The following is a 17,623-nucleotide window of genomic DNA, read 5'->3' as shown; positions in this document are numbered from 1 at the left end:
GTAGTTTTGTTAGACCTAAAAGGGTCTGTAGCCCGTTAAGGTTTTTAGCATGAAATCGTTCGATATCCCTGACTACTACCGTAGCAACATCATTACGCCCCTGAAAGAGTTTCGGCGCAAACGCGATAAACTCAAGCGCGATTTTACGCCTACCCTACTCGATTTCGGTCCCATCCGATTTTTCATTGCCCGACATTTTGGCTTTTGCTATGGTGTTGAAAACGCGGTTGAAATTGCGTACAAAGCCATCGCCGAAAATCCCGACAAACGCATCTTTTTGTTGAGTGAAATGATTCACAACCCCGATGTGAACGCCGATTTGCAGGAGCGCGGGGTGCGGTTTCTGATGGATACCAGAGGCAATCAACTCGTACCCTGGTCTGACCTCACGCCCGACGATGTGGTAATTATTCCTGCTTTTGGCACTACGCTCGAAATTCAGCAGCAGTTGGCCGCTATTGGCTTAGACGTAGCAAAATACGACACAACCTGTCCCTTCGTTGAGAAGGTCTGGAACAAAGCCAGTCAGATCGGGCAAAAGAATTATACGGTAGTCGTGCATGGCAAACCAACCCACGAAGAAACCCGCGCTACTTTTTCGCACAGCAAAGAAGCGGCCCCAACCGTTGTCGTAAAAGACATGGCCCAGACGCAGCGATTGGCCCGCTACATCACCGGCGAAGGCTCAGCGAACGAGTTTTATACCGAATTCGCCGGGCAATATTCCGATGGCTTCGACCCAGTCCGCGATTTGCAGCGCATTGGCGTTGTAAACCAGACCACCATGCTCGCGTCTGATACGCAAGGCATTGCCGATTACCTGAAGCAGGTAATGATTCGCCGTTATTCATTGCAACCCGCTGAGGTTGAAGCGCATTTTGCCAACACCCGCGATACGCTCTGCTACGCCACCAACGATAATCAGGACGCTACTTACGCCCTGCTCAATTATCCGGCCCACCCAGATGAGGCAGACTTTGCTATCGTAGCCGGGGGATACAACTCCTCGAATACCTCGCACATCGTTGAACTTTGCGCCGAAAAACTGCCTACCTATTTCATTGAATCAGCCCAGAAAATTCTGTCTGACAAACTGATTCGGCACTTCAACGGGCATACAAAGCAGGAAATTGTTACGGAGAATTACATTCCTGAAACCCGCCCCATTTCGGTGCTACTCACCTGCGGAGCTTCCTGCCCCGACGCCGTTGTCGAAGGTATTCTGCTGCGTTTGGTTGGCTTCTTCCCCGACGCCCGGCCCGTAGAAGACGTTATGAGCGAATTTGCGGGCTTGTAAAGCGGGTTTCCACCCGCTTTACAAGCTCTACCGAACCTGTACTACAGCTTCTTTGCTCTCGTTCTGGAGCTGATCAAGGGCCGTTACAACGTACACGTATCGTTTCTTCGGATCGGCGGTTTTATCTACGTAGCGCGTGGTGGTTCCGCCGATGCAACGGGCTACAATGAAGCGCGGGTCGTGGAGTTGCAGGCGCGGGCGTCGGCCCTCGAAGCGGTATACAACATACGATGTGGGCGCGTCGCCGTCGCGGGCAACGGTCGGCTGTTGCCAGAATAGTTCAATGCCTTCGGGCGTGTCGGCAGCTTTGAGGTCGTGGGGTGGCAGGGGCGGGATGCTGTCGAGCCACGGCATCGTAGGCAGCAAAGCCGGGTATCGGTAAAAATTATTTTGCAGCGAATCGCGGATAGAGAGTGGGTTCGTTTTCAGCGATTTGGCACTAAAAAAGACGCTTCCCTGCACCACGGCCTGCTGCCGGTTGAAGCGCATCTGATTGGGAAATTCAGTGACCCTGCCCCAGCCCGGATCGCGCTCCGACCCCCGCCCCACGCGGTACGCTCCCTGCCCAATATACAGATGGCTTCGGCCCGCGTTGCGGGTCCACCACTCTACCAGCGTTTTATACGGCACCCGACCAAACTCCGAACTGAAATACACCTGTGGCACAATGTAGTCAACCAAACTATCGCGCACCCATTTACGAGTGTCGGCGTAGAGATCATAGTATGATTGTCCGCCATTAGTGGCCGAACCTTCGGGGTCGTTCGATTGGTTTTTCCAGATTCCGAACGGGCTGATGCCAAACTTTACCCACGGCTTGTTGGCCCGAATCGAATCGCGAAGTTCTTTAACCAAGCGTGTCACGTTATCGCGTCGCCAGTCGGCTTTCTTCATGCCGGGATACGAGTTAACCTGATATGTGCTGTCGTCGCGCAGTACCTGACCGGGTACGGTATAGGGGTAGAAATAATCATCGAAATGTATGCCGTCTACATCATATTCGCGCACCACATTCGCTACGATACCGGCAATATATGACCGAACCGCCGGAATGCCGAGGTTAAAAAGCTTGCGGCCACCGTATTCCAATATCCACTCCGGCTTGCGGTAAATAATGTTTGACGGTGCAATACTGGCCGTTTTGCTGAACGTAGCCCGGTCGAGGTTGAACCACGCATGAAACTCCATGCCACGCTGGTGGGCCTGCTCAATCATAAATTCGAGCGGATCGTAGAACGGTTCGGGCGCAAGGCCCTGCTGCCCCGTCAGCCACTCCGACCAGGGTTCTGAGCTGCGGGCATAAAAGGCATCAGCCGCCGACCGAATTTGCACGACTACGGCATTCAGGCCCATCTGCTGTTGCTGATCGAACATCTCAATGATTTCACGTTGCTGATCGGCAACGGGCAAGCCTTTTTTACTGGGCCAGTCAATATTATCGACTGTAGCTATCCACGCAGCCCGAAACTCGCGCTTAGGTGGCACCGGCCCAGCCAGTTCTATCTCGGTTTCGACCGTATCGACAGGATTTACAATAATGGTAGGCGGAACCGGCTTAGGTTTGGTCGGAGTGGTTTTAGGCGGAGTCGGTTTCGCTGCGACGGGGGGCTTGCGGGTAGCAGCAGGCTGTGGCCTACGGCATCCGTCGACCAGAATAACCGTTAAAATCAGAAACAGAAAAGCAACAAAAGATTTGGGCAGAAAATAAATCATTCCCAAAAATAGCAATGGAATTGTTTACTTTCCGCCATTCTGAGGGACAGGGAATCGTGCATCTTTTCTGACCGCATGGGGGCAGGTGCTCAGGATGCCTCATTTTTCAGAACAACAAGAGTTTTACGTTTTCCTACGGCCCGGCAGGCATCGCTGCAATAGATTACGTTTATCCAGTCGCGTTCCCACTTTTTACGCCATGCAAACGGGCGGTTGCAGACGGGGCAGATTTTGGTAGGCAAGTCTGATTTTTTACGCATCTTCATAGGTTCAAAACTAAGCGAGTAGCATACAGGTTTGTCTGCTATGAAATCAAGCGAAAAAATTACCGCCCTTACCGACGCCGACATTGATCGGGTTGTTGAAATGGCGTGGGAAGATCGCACGCCATTCGATGCCATTGAAGCGCAGTTTGGCCTGTCGGAGCAGGAGGTAATCGAGGTTATGCGCCGGGAAATGAAGCCTTCCTCGTGGCGAATGTGGCGGGCCCGAGTACAGGGCCGTGCCACAAAACACGCGGCTCGGTCGGCGGTCGATGATGGCCGTTTCAAGTCGGCCAGTCAGCGCATAGTAAGCCATAACAAGATGACCAAACGCTAAATTGTTCGTTTGGCGTCCGGGCTAATTCGCTTACTTTTGTACCGTAAATTGCGGGGTGTAGCTTTTTTTATTCTGCTAATTGTAGAAAACCAATATAAATTTTAATTATTGGTATTTGAAAAGATAGTAGATTTGCAACGTTCTGCAACTGAGTTTCAAACAGATCACTTGTTATGTCGAGCCAGAAGTTAGATCAAATAGATCGCAACGTATTAGAAATTCTTCAAGCCAACGCCAAAATCACCAACGCGCAACTGTCAAAAGAAATTGGCCTTTCGCCCGCTCCAACGCTTGAACGAGTTAAAAAACTCGAAACATCGGGTGTTATCCAAAGCTACCACGCGCAGCTCAATCGCGATAAAGTAGGGTTAGGCGTCACCACTTTTGTTATGGTGACACTAACTGGTCACAAGAAGGAGACAACCATGTCGTTTGTGGATAAAGCAAATAATATTCCTGAAATCATTGAGTGTCACCACATTACCGGCTCGGGCGATTTCCTGCTGAAAGTGATTGCGAAAGACATTGCCTCGTATCAGGCTCTGATGCTTGATGTTATCAACGAAATCGATGAAGTTGCCAGCACACAAACGATGGTGATTATGTCGACTTTTAAAGAGAGCAAGGTTCTGCCAATTCCATGAGTAGTTAAAAGTGAAGAGTGAAAAATGTTTTGCGGTAGCCCACTTTTCACTCTTCATTTTTAACTACTCATTTTCGTCTGCGTTCTTCACGCCGGGCCTTCTTTTGCTCTTCGAGCAGTTTCTTCGCTTCTTTGTGCTGGCTTGATTTCCGGTCCGACTTGTCCATCACTTCTTTCAGATAGGTCTGGGCGAGGCCGTAATTTTTCTCATCAGTGGCAATTTTCGCCAACCCCAGCACCGACGACCAATAATAGCCCGCATTCGTCGAATTGGTCTGTTTGGCGAAGTCAATGGCTTGCTGATAATATTTCTTTGCTTCGGGCGTGTTCTTGTAAAACAGGTGATTGATATAGGCCAAAATATAGGCTGCCGTTCGACCACTCACGCCCTCATAACCCGCCTGTGTGCGCCCAACCTTCTCCAGAATACTTTTTGAGATGCGTTCAGCTTCTGGCAAGCGGCCCTGCACAAACGCCGAGCGGGCAAAGTACCGCTCGAAAAACGGATTGTCAGGGTATTGTTCGTTCATGTACTTCGCCAGTTCGTAAGCTTTATCGTACTGGTTTTCCATGCTGTAAATCTGAACCAGAAAGTAACGGGCCTCCACGCGGGTGTAGAAGGCCGTGTTCGCCGTCTTCTCCAACTGCTTCATGCCACTCTGTTTGTTGCCCTTCGGAAAGAACACCAGAATGGGTTTCAGCAGCGGATAGTTTTCGGGAATCCATTGGGCGTAGTAATTGTACATGCCATCGCCAAAAAGCAGTTCGGGACTAAAGTCGGCGTTTCCTTTGCACTTCTCAAAGTACTTGAGCGCGTTTTTGCTGGCAAACGTAGCTTTGGGCCACTTTTTACGCTCAGAATACAGCCGGGCTTTGAAGGCGTAGGCAGCAGCTAAGAAAAATGCCGGTTCGAGCTTATTATCACTGTCGTCGTACAGTTTTTCGGCCAGTGTAATGGTACTGTCCATATACATCAGGCACTTATCGTCGTAGTCGGTAACGTCGGTGTTAGGTACTATTTTCCACCATTCGGCCAGGCCCATCATGAAAGTGGGCATTGGATGTTTGGGATACCGCAGCCGCAACCACCGAAACTCTTTGTCGGCCTCATAAAACTTGAAATTATACATCAGGTTGATAGCTTCCGCCGATTCGATCTGAACGCCGGGGTGCTTCAACAGGCCATCGTATTTTTTATCGAACGCCGACGGGTCGTATAGCTGCGCCTGCGCCAGTGTCGTCAGAACTATAAGCCATACCGTCAACAGAAATTGTTTCATAAGTCGTGTCCACGGGCTTCAACCCGTGATTGAAATAAAATTTATTCTGGCAATTGGAGTCAAATCTACACAGGCTAAAGGCTGCGTATACGTAAGAAACGCAAACGGCTTCGGCTACGTTTGTTTGCGCTTATTTTTCGTTGATTTTTTGTCTGCTTCCCGCTATGGGCCGTATCTTTGACCCTTGCCGACACCGAGTTATGCTAATCATCAAGGACAAGACTTTTGTTCCATTTATCACTGCCGACGCCATTCAGGCCCGGATTCAGGAATTAGCCAGCCAGATCAATCGCGATTACGCCGACCGTCAGCCACTGATTGTGGGCGTTCTGAACGGCTCCGTGCTGTTTGCCGCCGACCTGATGAAGCACCTGACCATTCCGTGCGAAATCACGTTTATCCGGGTCAAATCCTATACGGCTACCGAATCGACCGGCGAACTGAAGCAAATTCTGGGGTTAAGCGAACCGGTTGAAGGTCGGGATTTAATCGTGGTTGAAGACATTGTGGATACCGGCCTGACCATCTGCGACGTTTGCAACCAACTCCGCGCCCAGTCGCCCGCATCGCTCGCCATTGCCACGTTACTATTTAAGCCAGCCGCGCTCAAAAAACCCGTTGATTTGCAGTATGTTGGCTTTGAAATTGAAAATCGTTTCGTTGTCGGCTACGGCTTAGATTACGACGGTCTGGGCCGAAATACGCCGGATATTCTGGTATTAGCGTCTTAACGGTCTACCTCCCCCATTACTATATCGACCGAGCCAATTACGGCCACCAAATCGGCGAGCATGGCTCCGCGCGAGATCTCGCTGATGACCGATAAATTGTGAAAACTACACGACCGGCATCGGCACCGCACCGGCACGTCGGCGCGGCCATCGGTACGGAAGAAAAAGCCCAGTTCGCCTTTTGAACTTTCGGCACGGGCATAAAAATCCATGGCTTTCGGACGAATTTTCTTTGGCACCACCGCCTGTGGGTCGTAGTCGGTGGTTCGGCGATGCGGGCCGGTGAGCTGGTCAAGACACTGCTCGATAATACGCAGCGATTCGTGACATTCGAGTACGCGTACATTGTTGCGGTCCCAGCAGTCGCCCACAGTGCCCATTGCTCCGGTGCCAATCGGGATATCAAAGTCCAGTTCAGGATATACTGAGTAGGCATCTACCCGACGCAGATCGTAGCGCAGACCCGACCCGCGCAGCACTGGCCCCGTACAACCATAATTGATAGCTACCGGCAACGGCAGCACACCCACATTGGCCGTGCGTTTAATAAAAATTTCGTTTTCGATAACCAACTGCTGCAACTCCGTGAGTTTCGGTTTCAGGTACAGCACAAATTCGCGGCATCGTTCTTCAAAGCCAACGGGCAGATCGTAGAATAAGCCACCAATCCAGATGTAGTTGTAGAGCATACGGGCACCGCTAACCCATTCGAGCATCCGCTGAATGTGTTCACGGTCGCGCATGAGCCACAGAAAAGGCGTGTAGGCTCCAATATCAAGAGCATACGTACCAATGGCTACGAAGTGCGACGCAATGCGGTTCAGTTCGGCCACCAACACCCGGATATACTCAGTGCGTTTGGGAATATCGTTCTGAATGCCCAGCATGTTTTCCACGCCCATCACAAAAGCGTGTTCGGCGTTCATGGCCGCCAGATAATCGAGCCGATCAACAAACGGAATCGTTTGGTTGAACGGCAGCGACTGGGCGTGTTTCTCGAAACAGCGGTGCAGGTAGCCGAGGTGCGGCACCACGTCTACAATAATCTCACCATCGGTTACGACTTCAAGCCGCAGCACACCGTGCGTACTGGGGTGCTGTGGCCCCATGTTCAGAATCATCTCGCCCTCGCGCAGATCGTCGGGGCCGTAAACACTCGGCTCCGACGCCCGAAAATGGCCGGGGGCATATTCGTATTGAATCGTTTGGGTTGTCATAGGCTACTTACAAAGTTCGCCAATACCAACCCGAAAGCCAAGCAAGCGTTTTTTTTGACTGCTAACCCATTACAAATCATTGCATTTTTTCTAAGACATATTGGCCAGGTAAAATAGTTTTTGTACCTTTGCGCTCCTTATCGAGAAAACGAACTGAGCAATGGCAAAGAAAGGCGCCAATAGAATCCAGGTTATTCTGGAATGCACCGAGCAGAAAGACAGCGGTGTACCCGGCATGTCCCGGTACATTACCACCAAGAACCGGAAAAATACGCCGGCTCGTATCGAGCGGAAAAAGTACAATCCGTTCCTCAAAAAAGTAACGCTGCATAAAGAAATTAAATAAGTGTCATTGGTTTTTGGTCATTGGTGTCTGCTAATGACTGATAATCACTGCCCTCTAAGACAATGGCAAAAAAGGTAGTTGCAACCCTGAAAACGAAGGATAACGGTAAGGCATTCGCCAAAATTATCAAAGCCGTTAAGTCGCCCAAAACTGGCGCGTATACCTTCAAAGAAGAAATGGTCCCGGTTGACGAAGTGCAGAACGCGCTGAAAAGCTAAGCGTATCGGCTCGCAACTTCCCGCACACGAAGACATTATCAGGTCCCACAGCCTAATCGGCCCGGTGGGACTTTTTTTGTTATAGCTTTGTTGGTAAGAAAATCAGTATAAGATGGCTTTATTCGGTTTCTTCTCGAAAGAAAAAAAGGAAACGCTCGACAAAGGCTTGGAGAAAACGAAAGAAAATTTCTTCTCTAAGCTGGGCCGGGCCGTAGTTGGTAAATCAACGGTTGATGAAGAGGTGTTAGACGAAGTCGAAAACGTACTAATCTCCTCAGACGTAGGCGTTGAAACGACCATCAAAATTATCCGGCGCATCGAAGAGCGTGTAGCCCGCGATAAATATATGGGTACCGATGAACTCGACCGGATTTTGCGCGAAGAAATAGCCGCCCTGCTTGCCAGTAACAATACCGTTGACGTAGCCGACGATTTTGCTCTGCCTGCCGACAAAAAGCCGTATGTGATTATGGTAGTGGGTGTAAATGGCGTGGGCAAAACCACCACTATCGGCAAATTGGCCGCCCAGTTTCATAAGCGTGGCAAGAAGGTTGTTTTGGGCGCGGGCGACACGTTCCGGGCCGCTGCCGTTGATCAGCTTAAACTCTGGGGCGACCGCGTGGGCGTACCGGTGATCTCGCATGGTATGAACACCGATCCTTCTGCCGTAGCTTATGACGCCGTAAAAAAAGCCACCGACATGAATGCCGACGTGGTAATTATCGACACAGCGGGACGGCTGCACACGAAGGTGAATCTGATGAACGAACTGACCAAAATCAAGCGCGTGATGCAGAAAATTACGCCCGACGCTCCCCACGAGGTGCTACTGGTACTCGACGGGTCGACAGGCCAAAACGCGTTTATTCAGGCCACTGAGTTTACCAAAGCTACGGAAGTATCGGCTCTGGCAATCACCAAATTAGACGGCACGGCCAAAGGGGGCGTAGTAATTGGCATTTCCGATCAGTTTAAGATTCCGGTTAAATACATCGGCGTAGGCGAGAAAATCGACGACCTGCAAACGTTCAATAAAATGGAGTTTGTTGATTCGTTTTTTAAGAAATGAGAGGCTATGGCTATCGTAACGGATTTGGAGAAAGTTAATTGGAAAGTGACCGACATTATGAAGAAACATTATGGAGAGTCACTGGCGAAAATTATTCTATATGGCTCCTATGCACGTGGTGATTTTCATGAGGAATCAGATGTCGATTATGTGGTGCTGCTTGACCGCGAAAACGTGTCGCCATTCATGGAAGTTACCACAACCGTTTCCGATCGGAATGATTACTATCTGGAAACGTTTATCCACATTTCGGCTGTTGTTGTTTCACATAGTCAATATCTTACGTCGAACCGTCCTTTTTATAAAGAAGTCAGAAAAGACGGAAAAGTAATTTATGAGCGAGGACTTGTCCCTTCATTTGCGTAAAGCCGATTTCTATCTACGGGCTGCTAAGCACGACCTACTGAGCGATTTACCGGCTGCGGCCATTACGCCCGCTTATTATTGTTTTTTCTGGCTTGTAAGAGGGTTGCTTTATGAAAAAGGAATTACGACTAAGCGACATTCAGCAGCGCGTGAAATGTTTTCATTACATTATATAAAAACGGGTGAAATACCCGCCCGTTTTAAAGATGATTTTGCCATCTTATTTGACCGACGTCAGTTTGCCGATTATGACCTGGACAGTGACTTTCCAGTAGATGAAGTCGTTCGTTTGGTTAATATGGCCGAAGGGTTTCTCAACTTCGTCAAGGAAAACTATGCGTAAACTTCTGTTATTCAGCGGCCTTCTGTTATTGATTCTGACTGCAAACGGGCAGACGTCCAGCCGTAAAAGAGCAAAAAAATTTGTGAAACAGGGCATCTGCGGTACGGTCGTTGAGAAGCGTGGCAACCACATGCCCACCGTCGATAAGCCCGCGCCTGCCGGGCAACCCGTTGAGCGCGAAGTGCTGATTTACGCCGTGCTGAAAACCGATCAGGTCACGATGAGCGAAGACGGTTTTTACAGCAACCTGCCTGCGCAACCCGTCAAAACCGCTCGTACTGACAAGCGGGGAAAATTTTGTATTTACGGTTTGCCCACCGGAACCTACTCCGTGCTGGTGCGCGAATCGAAAGGTTTGTACGCCAACCTGTTCGACATTGACGGGCGGATTAACCCCGTGACCGTAAAAAAACAGAAAGTAGCCAGCGTAACCGTCGAGATTTCGCACGGGGCAGTGTTTTAGTAATGCGGGTAGAAGCCCGTAGCGAAAATAAGAGCGGGTTTCCACCCGCATTACCAGATGAAAACCAAAGGATTACGTACTAATAAAATCAATATCGTCACGCTCGGCTGCTCGAAAAATTTAGTCGACTCGGAGGTACTCTTTACCCAGCTTAAGGGCAACGGTATAGACGTGACACACGAATCGAAAAAAGACGACGCCAACATTGTCGTCATTAACACCTGCGGCTTTATCGACAACGCTAAGGAAGAATCGGTCAACACCATTTTGCGGTACGTTGATGCGAAAGAAGCAGGCATAGTCGACAAGGTGTATGTTACGGGTTGTTTGTCGCACCGCTATAAAGACGAACTGGAGGTTGAAATTCCCGACGTCGATGCGTGGTTTGGCACCAACGAAATGCCCCGCCTGCTGAAAACGCTCCGGGCCGACTACAAACACGAACTCGTGGGCGAACGGTTGCTGACTACACCCGCACACTTCGCGTATCTGAAAATTGCCGAAGGCTGCGACCGGCCCTGCTCGTTCTGTGCTATTCCGCTCATGCGTGGTAAACACGTATCGCGGTCAATGGACGAGTTAGTAACAGAAGCCCGGTCGTTGGCCCGGCGCGGCACGAAAGAACTGATTCTGATTGCACAGGATTTAACGTATTACGGGTTAGACATTTACCGCAAGCGCAACCTCGATGAGTTGATTGCCCGACTTGCCGATGTAGAAGGCATCGACTGGATTCGGTTGCAGTATGCGTATCCGTCGGGTTTTCCGCTCGAAATCCTCGACGTAATGCGCAACCGGCCCAACGTTTGCAATTACTTGGATATGCCCCTCCAAACCGGCTCGACCGAGATGCTGCGGCTCATGCGTCGGGGCATTACGCGCGAAAAAACCGAGAGCCTCATTCAAACTATTCGTGAACGTATTCCTGACATTACACTCCGCACAACGCTGATTGTAGGACATCCCGGCGAAACCGATGCCATGTTCGAGGAGACTTATGACTTCGTAGAACGAATGCGCTTCGACCGCATGGGCGTGTTTACGTACTCGCACGAAGACGATACGCATTCGTTTTCGATGCCCGACGATGTGCCAGCCAATACCAAGCAGGAACGCGCCGACGAGTTGATGGATCTGCAACAGGGCATTTCATCGGAGCTGAACCAACAGAAAATCGGTCGCATCTACAAAACGCTGTTCGACCGGAAAGAAGGCGGCTACTTTATTGGTCGCACCGAAGCCGATTCGCCCGAAGTAGACAACGAAGTATTAGTTTCTGCATCCGGGCCGTATGTTCGGCTGGGCGACTTTGCCAACGTCCGGGTACTTCGTGCCGAAGAGTTTGACCTGTATGGCGAGGTTGTGTAATTGGCCCTGTCAGGTCGTTGAAACCGTAGCGTTAAACCGCTCGATAACCCCGTTCACAGTCAGTAAATCGTACTCAGACAGCGAAATGCTTTTTTGCGCCTGTCGCAGCGTTCGCACCAGTTCGAGTGTTTCCTGAATTGGTGTGCCGTGTTTACGGGCGAATTGTTTAGCAAATTCGTCGTCTAAAACCGTAGTGTTCAGATTGTAGCGGTCGCGGACATCGGCTAAGAAGTACTGAATTTTTTTGCGGGCCAGGTTATCATGATCACCTTGTTGAAAATAAAGGCGGCCTACGTCGTTTACAAAATCCAATGATGTGTTCCGGGGCGGTTCCAGCACTGGAATAATTCGCTGCATTCGCTTTCCGGCGAAAATGGCGTAGAACAATAACCCGAACAGCACAATGTAGTAGGCCCAGTTGAGCGCGGGTTGCGAACGAATATATCGGAAAATAGACTGTTCTTCTTCGTTAAAACGCCCCTGCTTCTGGTATTCGTCCCAATACGTTGGCAATGCGGGCAGATAGGCGAGGGCCTTAAACGCATAATCGCCCGTTTTAGGATCGAGTACGTAGTAATTGGTAAAAGCGAGCGGCAAATTGTGGATCAGAAATTGCCCCTGCCCATAAGCCACCCGGATAAATACCGGCTCCCGGCGGGCGTTTCGACCCAGAACGGTAATACGCTGTGGTTTTTTGATGCGCAGAAAATTCCGGCCATCATCCTGCGGGAATACGTACCCATTGACGCGGCTTAGACGTGGGTTTTGAAAAAACTGCTTTAACGTAGTATCGGCTTTAGTAGGGTCTTTCAGGGTCGCTTCAAACCCGAGCACTTTCTCCAGTGAATCGGGCAGTTCATAGGCCGAAATCAATACGTTATTTCCCTGTCGAACGTAGCGAAACAACTCCCTTAAATCGGTTTGGTCGGCCTCGAACCGTTGGCAAATCAAGACATAATTGCTTCGACCGGCCCGTTCCGTTTCAGTCAGGAAATTATAAACAGGCAACCGAATGGTTTGTACGTTCGGTTGGTGCATCAGGCCCGGCATCAATGAATACAGTACGTTAGTGCCAAACGGAATTTTGTCGTCGTTCTCGTAGGTGGGCGTCCAGTCGATAGGCCGGGGGCGGTAATACTCAATGAGTACATAGGCCAGCACAGTGGCAAGCAGTATGAGGACGTATTTGTTGGGTCGGCGCAAAGTCGGGCTAAGGCTGCGGTCGCCTACAGATGTCTAACGACCTGATTGAAGGTCGTGAATTTAGCTTTTACAACCGAAAACAGAGCATCATCGACCGGAAAATCGCCGTACCAGACAAATTCAAACTGCCGTGTCAAGGTTTCAAACTCATCTTGCTGGGGTGAATTTGCCAGTTCGTATACGTACTGCCGATTAGTTTTGTCGGGTTGGTAGTTAATCTGCCCGGCCTCGTCCAAGTATTTAAGCGTTTGCAGATACATCAACCGCACTGCCAACCGGAAATCCTGCCGGGTAATGGCCTCCTCGATAGCCGTATCGAAATTAATTTCATAGATATTCTCCGTAACGCCTTCATAGGGCAGTTCGGCAATCTGAGTTTTTTTAGGGAAGAGAAAGTTCAGCATTTCAGCTTTGCGTAGCAGATAAATAACGAAAGCAGCAATGCCAGCCAGCACTATATACTGGCCGATACTTTGATATGCTTCGCTATTTAAGATCTGGACCACTTTTTGCCAGAACCAACTCAAAAATCGTGCCAACGGGTTTTCGGGGGGCGGCACGTCGCGGTCATATCGATAATCACCATCAGCACGAAACGATCTAAGCTGCTCATTTTCAGGACGTCTGACAACAACAACCGAGCGATCATCGGGTGCCTCGACCGCTTCGCTCTGGGGTTGAGCGTATGCATTATTTTTAGTAGCAAGGGATAAGCCAAAGAAAAAAAAGGCCGTGAACAACCAGCCAGCACACCAACAGACTACCTGCTGATGGAAGTGCCCCCTGCTTTGCCGTAACGGCTGCTGTTTGTTATGTGTCTTACTGCTCACCTTCGTCTAATGCTCGCGGCTGTGTGGATGGCCTGCCAATCTGATCGATAGCAGAGAGCAGCCCCCGTCCCTCCTGCCGTTCGACCAAATTGCCATACTGAAAACCAATCGCAACGTAAATCAGGGAATAGAGCAACGTTTGCCCAACAACGCTTATTACATTACCAATGAGTAACCAACTGGTAAGCCTATCTGTTTTCTGAGTTGCTCCTACGAGGAAGCCAATCACAGCATTTGGTATTGAAAAAATGGTACTAATAATAACCGCAATAATCGCCATCACAATAATTAGCCCCAGCGTCGACCACCATTTGTCGCGAATAAGTGCGAAACAACGGTTCCACGTCTGCCCAAAATCGGTTTCTTCAAATACAGCAATAGCCGGAGCCAGCGACAAAACTACAAACAGATAGATACCAGGAACAATAAAAAACATTGTTGCTACCCCCGATACGATTGATACGATAACCGTGAGTAACAACACCCGGCCAATAGCGGGCTGCATGTCGGCCCAAACTTCACCTACGCTAATTGGGGCAGGATTTAGCAACTGATTCGCATAACGTTTCATGTGCGTGAACACAACCAGGATAACAGCCACGTTGGCAACGATACCCAGTAGCATCGATAGCCAGAATGACGGAGATGCGAAAAAACCGGCTAATTGAAAGGCAGCTGCAAAATCGCGGGTGTTGGCGTTGCCCGATTCGCCAATTAGTCGCAGCATATTCGACTGCATAATGCCCGAAGCAATACCAGCTAACAGAGCAACCGGACCTACAATGTATAAGAGGGCCGCCCCTAAACTCTGGAACTGCTTCGCTATATATTGAAATGTAGCGTTGACCTTATCGCCAAATTCGCGTTGCTGAAAAATAGGAATCATTGCGTAACAGAACGGTTTAGTGTACGGGGGTAGAAAATAAAGTACCAGAGAATAAAGCTGGCCGACGCAAAAATGATGCCCCCGCTAACAATCGGATGAAGCGTGAGCCGGGTTATGAAACTTTCTAAAAAACCAGCTATGATGAAAACCGGAACTAAGCCAACGGCAATTTTCAGCCCTTGTTTCATGCCGCGTTTGAATGATACCAACCGCGAATACGTACCGGGAAATAACAGGCTGTTGCCAACCGTTAGTCCGGCGCACCCGGCAATGACAATGGCCGAAATTTCGAGCGTACCGTGAATCCAGATTTTCAGTACCGAATCGAGCAGCAAGCCCCGTTCGTAGAAGAAGTACTGAAACGAACCAAGCATCACGCCATTGTAAAACAGCATCGCCATCGTACCAAACGACGCCAACAGGCCAAAAATAAACGTGCGGAACGAGACGTAAATATTATTAAGCGTAATCTGAATAAACATACTGCCCTGATCCTGACTGGCATACACGCCCAGCGGATCACCCTTTTTGATATTTTCCAACGTCATGTTCACGTAGGCGTCGCCCAGAATCAGCCGCACGAAGGTATTATCATGGGCTGCCGACAACCACCCAAGCGCACAGGCAACGCCAAAAATCAGGGCCGATACGGCCAGCAATCGATGCGACTGCCGAAACAGCAGCGGCAGTTCGTATTGCCAGAACGTAATGATACGGCTGCGGTCATCGCGTCGGTTTTGCATCAAACCCCGGTGCATTTGCGCGGCTAATCCGTTGAGGTAGCGCGTTACGTTGGCATCGGGATAGAACGTTCGGGCGTAGGAAAGATCATCGGTCAGTTCAATGAAATTGGCGACCAATTCATCGGGATCAGGCCGGGTAGCCGCAGCAGACGTAGCCTGTTCAATGGCCTTCCACTTGTCTGAATTTCGTTTAATAAACAGGGCCTCGCGCATAGAATTGGGCCATTCATGATTGAAAACTGTGTAGAGACCGAAAATTTGGTGAATATTGTGGGAACGGCCAAACATAAGGTAGCTATTTTTCATGTCTGGCTTATGATAATTACTAAGTCTTTAACTAAAGTGCAAATTGGTTGATTGATGTCAATTTCTATCCGCACATCGCAGAATGTTGATGTAGACTATGAACCAGCAAGCGTTGGTGAACGAATTTTAGCTACATTAATAGACTACTTAGTATTTTTTGGGTGGTTTATGTTAGTCTTTGCATTACCTAATAGGTTAGGTATTACCATAAGCAGCTTTTTTTCAACATTTCTTTTTGCTCCCATCGTCTTGTACGACCTGCTTTGCGAATACCTGTTAAATGGTCGTAGTGTAGGCAAGTTAGCTATTGGCATTCGGGTCGTTATGCTCGATGGATCGCAGCCAACCGTAGGGGCGTATCTGCTTCGTTGGCTTACCCGCATTGTTGAATCGGGGCCGTTTATGGCAGGCATTGTGCCTGTTATTACAATTGCCGCTAACGGCAAAGGCCAACGCTTGGGCGATATTGCTGCCGGAACTACCGTTGTACGGTTGAAGCCCGCCGTTTCGTTTGATGATTTGCAGACACAACCCTTCGCTGATAATTACACCGTGCAATTTCCCGACGTGCGCCTGCTGACCGACCGCGACGTAAGCGTAGTGCGTGAAGTACTTCAGCGGGGCGATGAATACGTATTATTGCGAACAGCCGATAAAATCAAGGAAGTAACTGGCATCCAGACTAATCTGAGCAACCGGGCATTTCTGGAAACGGTTGTCAGTGATTATCAGTTTATAACAACACAGTAACGCGGCTGGAAAGCCGTAGAAAAAATTACAGGCGGCTTTCCAGCCGCGTTACATATGCTCGATTCCATCAAATCGCTTGCCCGGCAGTATGCTGCTGATATTGTGCAAACCCGCCGTCATTTGCACGCTCACCCTGAACTGTCGTTTCATGAACGCAATACGGCCCGCTACGTAGCCGATCAGCTCAAGGCCATTGGCATTACTCCGCAGGAAGGAGTAGCCGATACCGGCCTTGTCGCGCTGATTGAGGGCCGAAACGCCAGCAGCAAAGTGGTTGGGTTGCGGGCCGACATGGACGCGCTGCCTATTCATGAAGCGAACGACGTGCCGTACAAATCTACTGTTGAGGGAGTTATGCATGCCTGCGGACACGATGCGCACACGGCCAGTTTGCTCGGTGTGGCGCGTATTCTGCACGTGTTACGCGATCAGTTCGATGGCACGGTAAAATTAGTATTTCAGCCCGGCGAAGAAAAAGCACCGGGCGGGGCGTCGCTGATGATTAAGGAAGGGGTGCTGGAAAACCCCGCGCCCGTGAGCATGATTGGGCAGCATGTAGCTCCGAATATTCCGGTGGGCAAAATTGGCTTCCGCGAGGGCATGTACATGGCAAGCACTGACGAACTCTACCTGACCGTGCGTGGCAAGGGCGGCCACGCAGCCATGCCCGACGGTTTAGTTGACCCCGTATTGATTGCCTCGCACATTATCGTGGCTTTGCAGCAGGTCATTAGCCGCAACCGCCCCCCGGCCAGCCCCAGCGTACTGTCGTTCGGGCGGTTCATTGCCGATGGCGTTACGAACGTAATTCCCAATGAAGTGACGATTCAGGGAACGTTTCGGTGTATGAACGAGGAATGGCGGGCCGAGGGCAAACGGCGTATGGTGAAACTGGCGCAGGGTATTGCCGAAGCTATGGGCGGCACCTGCGAGTTCGACATTGTTCACGGCTATCCGTTCCTGCAAAACAACCCTGAACTAACCCGCCGACTGCGGGCGCAGACCGTTGACTACATGGGCGCGTCGAACGTAATTGATCTGGATTTGTGGATGGCGGGCGAAGATTTCGCTTTTTATTCACAGGTTGTCGACGCGTGTTTTTATCGGCTCGGCACCCGTAACGAAGCCCGTGGCATTACGTCGGGCGTGCATACGCCTACGTTCGACATCGACGAATCGGCCCTTGAAATTGGCGCGGGCCTGATGAGTTGGCTGGCTGTGCAGGAACTCGCCACAAATCAATAATCGACG

21 protein-coding genes are annotated in these 17,623 nt (G+C 50.1%); 13 read left to right on the top strand and 8 right to left on the bottom strand.

All coding sequences use genetic code 11. The features are described 5' to 3' along the window. The first annotated feature begins 49 nt into the window (after nt 1–49). Nucleotides 50–1,297: a 4-hydroxy-3-methylbut-2-enyl diphosphate reductase gene (locus AWR27_RS24080; protein WP_077133539.1), complete on the top strand. Its 1,248-nt coding sequence runs from the start codon at nt 50–52 to the stop codon at nt 1,295–1,297. A gap of 27 nt (nt 1,298–1,324) precedes the next feature. Here AWR27_RS24080 and AWR27_RS24075 read toward each other — a convergent pair whose 3' ends face one another. Together AWR27_RS24075 and AWR27_RS24070 are read right to left on the bottom strand one after the other, a co-directional pair. After that, nucleotides 1,325–3,010 carry a glycoside hydrolase family 10-like protein gene (locus AWR27_RS24075; protein ID WP_077133538.1) on the bottom strand — a complete coding sequence of 562 codons (1,686 nt, stop codon included), beginning with the start codon at nt 3,008–3,010 and terminating at the stop codon, nt 1,325–1,327. Nucleotides 3,011–3,099: 89 nt separating this feature from the next. After that, nucleotides 3,100–3,270, bottom strand: coding sequence for a DUF2256 domain-containing protein (locus AWR27_RS24070; RefSeq protein ID WP_418346596.1), 171 nt, complete (start codon nt 3,268–3,270; stop codon nt 3,100–3,102). Between the two features lie 46 nt (nt 3,271–3,316). Here AWR27_RS24070 and AWR27_RS24065 point away from each other — a divergent pair, with 46 nt between their 5' ends. Both AWR27_RS24065 and AWR27_RS24060 read left to right on the top strand, forming a co-directional pair. Then, a complete protein-coding gene (locus AWR27_RS24065; RefSeq protein WP_077133536.1) occupies nt 3,317–3,610 on the top strand; it encodes a TIGR03643 family protein in 294 nt (97 codons plus the stop codon). 173 nt (nt 3,611–3,783) lie between these two features. Beyond that, complete coding sequence (locus AWR27_RS24060) at nt 3,784–4,254, top strand: Lrp/AsnC family transcriptional regulator (RefSeq protein ID WP_077133535.1); 471 nt, start codon at nt 3,784–3,786, stop codon at nt 4,252–4,254. A gap of 67 nt (nt 4,255–4,321) precedes the next feature. Here the strand turns inward: AWR27_RS24060 and AWR27_RS24055 are convergent, their stop codons facing one another. Further along, nucleotides 4,322–5,533 carry a tetratricopeptide repeat protein gene (locus AWR27_RS24055; RefSeq protein WP_077133534.1) on the bottom strand — a complete coding sequence of 404 codons (1,212 nt, stop codon included), beginning with the start codon at nt 5,531–5,533 and terminating at the stop codon, nt 4,322–4,324. Nucleotides 5,534–5,733: 200 nt separating this feature from the next. On the opposite strand from AWR27_RS24055, the gene hpt reads away from it, so the two are divergent. After that, complete coding sequence (gene hpt, locus AWR27_RS24050) at nt 5,734–6,264, top strand: hypoxanthine phosphoribosyltransferase (RefSeq protein ID WP_077133533.1); 531 nt, start codon at nt 5,734–5,736, stop codon at nt 6,262–6,264. Here hpt and AWR27_RS24045 read toward each other — a convergent pair. Further along, the gene (locus AWR27_RS24045; RefSeq protein ID WP_077133532.1) at nt 6,261–7,481 is read right to left on the bottom strand and encodes an NADH-quinone oxidoreductase subunit D; all 1,221 of its coding nucleotides are present in this window, start codon (nt 7,479–7,481) and stop codon (nt 6,261–6,263) included. The two genes, hpt and AWR27_RS24045, sit on opposite strands and share 4 nt — an antisense overlap. A gap of 160 nt (nt 7,482–7,641) precedes the next feature. Between AWR27_RS24045 and rpmG the strand changes: the two genes are divergently transcribed. The 7 genes from rpmG (at nt 7,642) to rimO (ending at nt 11,654) form a co-directional block, all read left to right on the top strand. Then, nucleotides 7,642–7,827, top strand: coding sequence for a 50S ribosomal protein L33 (gene rpmG / locus AWR27_RS24040; RefSeq protein WP_012929817.1), 186 nt, complete (start codon nt 7,642–7,644; stop codon nt 7,825–7,827). 62 nt (nt 7,828–7,889) lie between these two features. Beyond that, a complete protein-coding gene (locus tag AWR27_RS24035; RefSeq protein ID WP_077133531.1) occupies nt 7,890–8,045 on the top strand; it encodes a DUF4295 domain-containing protein in 156 nt (51 codons plus the stop codon). Between the two features lie 112 nt (nt 8,046–8,157). Next, nucleotides 8,158–9,114 carry a signal recognition particle-docking protein FtsY gene (gene ftsY / locus AWR27_RS24030; protein ID WP_077133530.1) on the top strand — a complete coding sequence of 319 codons (957 nt, stop codon included), beginning with the start codon at nt 8,158–8,160 and terminating at the stop codon, nt 9,112–9,114. Between the two features lie 6 nt (nt 9,115–9,120). Continuing rightward, nucleotides 9,121–9,480 carry a nucleotidyltransferase domain-containing protein gene (locus tag AWR27_RS24025; protein ID WP_083732956.1) on the top strand — a complete coding sequence of 120 codons (360 nt, stop codon included), beginning with the start codon at nt 9,121–9,123 and terminating at the stop codon, nt 9,478–9,480. Further along, complete coding sequence (locus AWR27_RS24020) at nt 9,449–9,823, top strand: HEPN domain-containing protein (RefSeq protein WP_083732955.1); 375 nt, start codon at nt 9,449–9,451, stop codon at nt 9,821–9,823. The genes AWR27_RS24025 and AWR27_RS24020 overlap by 32 nt, the downstream gene beginning before the upstream one ends. Next, nucleotides 9,816–10,286 carry a peptidase associated/transthyretin-like domain-containing protein gene (locus tag AWR27_RS24015; protein ID WP_077133528.1) on the top strand — a complete coding sequence of 157 codons (471 nt, stop codon included), beginning with the start codon at nt 9,816–9,818 and terminating at the stop codon, nt 10,284–10,286. Before AWR27_RS24020 ends, AWR27_RS24015 begins: the two co-directional genes overlap by 8 nt. A 57-nt stretch (nt 10,287–10,343) precedes the next feature. Continuing rightward, a complete protein-coding gene (gene rimO / locus AWR27_RS24010) occupies nt 10,344–11,654 on the top strand; it encodes a 30S ribosomal protein S12 methylthiotransferase RimO (RefSeq protein WP_077133527.1) in 1,311 nt (436 codons plus the stop codon). A gap of 9 nt (nt 11,655–11,663) precedes the next feature. Here the strand turns inward: rimO and AWR27_RS24005 are convergent, their stop codons facing one another. The 4 genes from AWR27_RS24005 to AWR27_RS23990 all read right to left on the bottom strand — a co-directional run bounded on the left by AWR27_RS24005 (nt 11,664) and on the right by AWR27_RS23990 (nt 15,529). Beyond that, entirely contained in the window at nt 11,664–12,857 is a 1,194-nt protein-coding gene (locus AWR27_RS24005) for a DUF4350 domain-containing protein (RefSeq protein WP_077133526.1), read from the bottom strand. Between the two features lie 23 nt (nt 12,858–12,880). Further along, nucleotides 12,881–13,363, bottom strand: a complete 483-nt coding sequence (locus AWR27_RS25895; RefSeq protein WP_232325917.1) for a DUF4129 domain-containing protein — start codon at nt 13,361–13,363, stop codon at nt 12,881–12,883. 313 nt (nt 13,364–13,676) lie between these two features. Further along, nucleotides 13,677–14,573, bottom strand: coding sequence for a hypothetical protein (locus AWR27_RS23995; protein WP_077133524.1), 897 nt, complete (start codon nt 14,571–14,573; stop codon nt 13,677–13,679). Continuing rightward, nucleotides 14,570–15,529: a stage II sporulation protein M gene (locus AWR27_RS23990; RefSeq protein WP_077133523.1), complete on the bottom strand. Its 960-nt coding sequence runs from the start codon at nt 15,527–15,529 to the stop codon at nt 14,570–14,572. The genes AWR27_RS23995 and AWR27_RS23990 overlap by 4 nt, the downstream gene beginning before the upstream one ends. A gap of 147 nt (nt 15,530–15,676) precedes the next feature. Here AWR27_RS23990 and AWR27_RS23985 point away from each other — a divergent pair, with 147 nt between their 5' ends. Continuing rightward, entirely contained in the window at nt 15,677–16,372 is a 696-nt protein-coding gene (locus AWR27_RS23985; protein WP_077133522.1) for an RDD family protein, read from the top strand. A 54-nt stretch (nt 16,373–16,426) separates the two neighbouring features. Further along, nucleotides 16,427–17,617 (top strand): M20 metallopeptidase family protein, encoded by a 1,191-nt coding sequence (locus AWR27_RS23980; RefSeq protein ID WP_077133521.1) that lies wholly within the window; start codon nt 16,427–16,429, stop codon nt 17,615–17,617. The last annotated feature ends 6 nt before the right edge of the window (nt 17,618–17,623 follow it).

The sequence above is a fragment of the Spirosoma montaniterrae genome (assembly GCF_001988955.1).
GTDB lineage: Bacteria > Bacteroidota > Bacteroidia > Cytophagales > Spirosomataceae > Spirosoma > Spirosoma montaniterrae.
The sequence above is the reverse complement of the archived record's forward strand: the minus strand, read 5'-3'. Positions and strand labels throughout refer to the sequence as shown.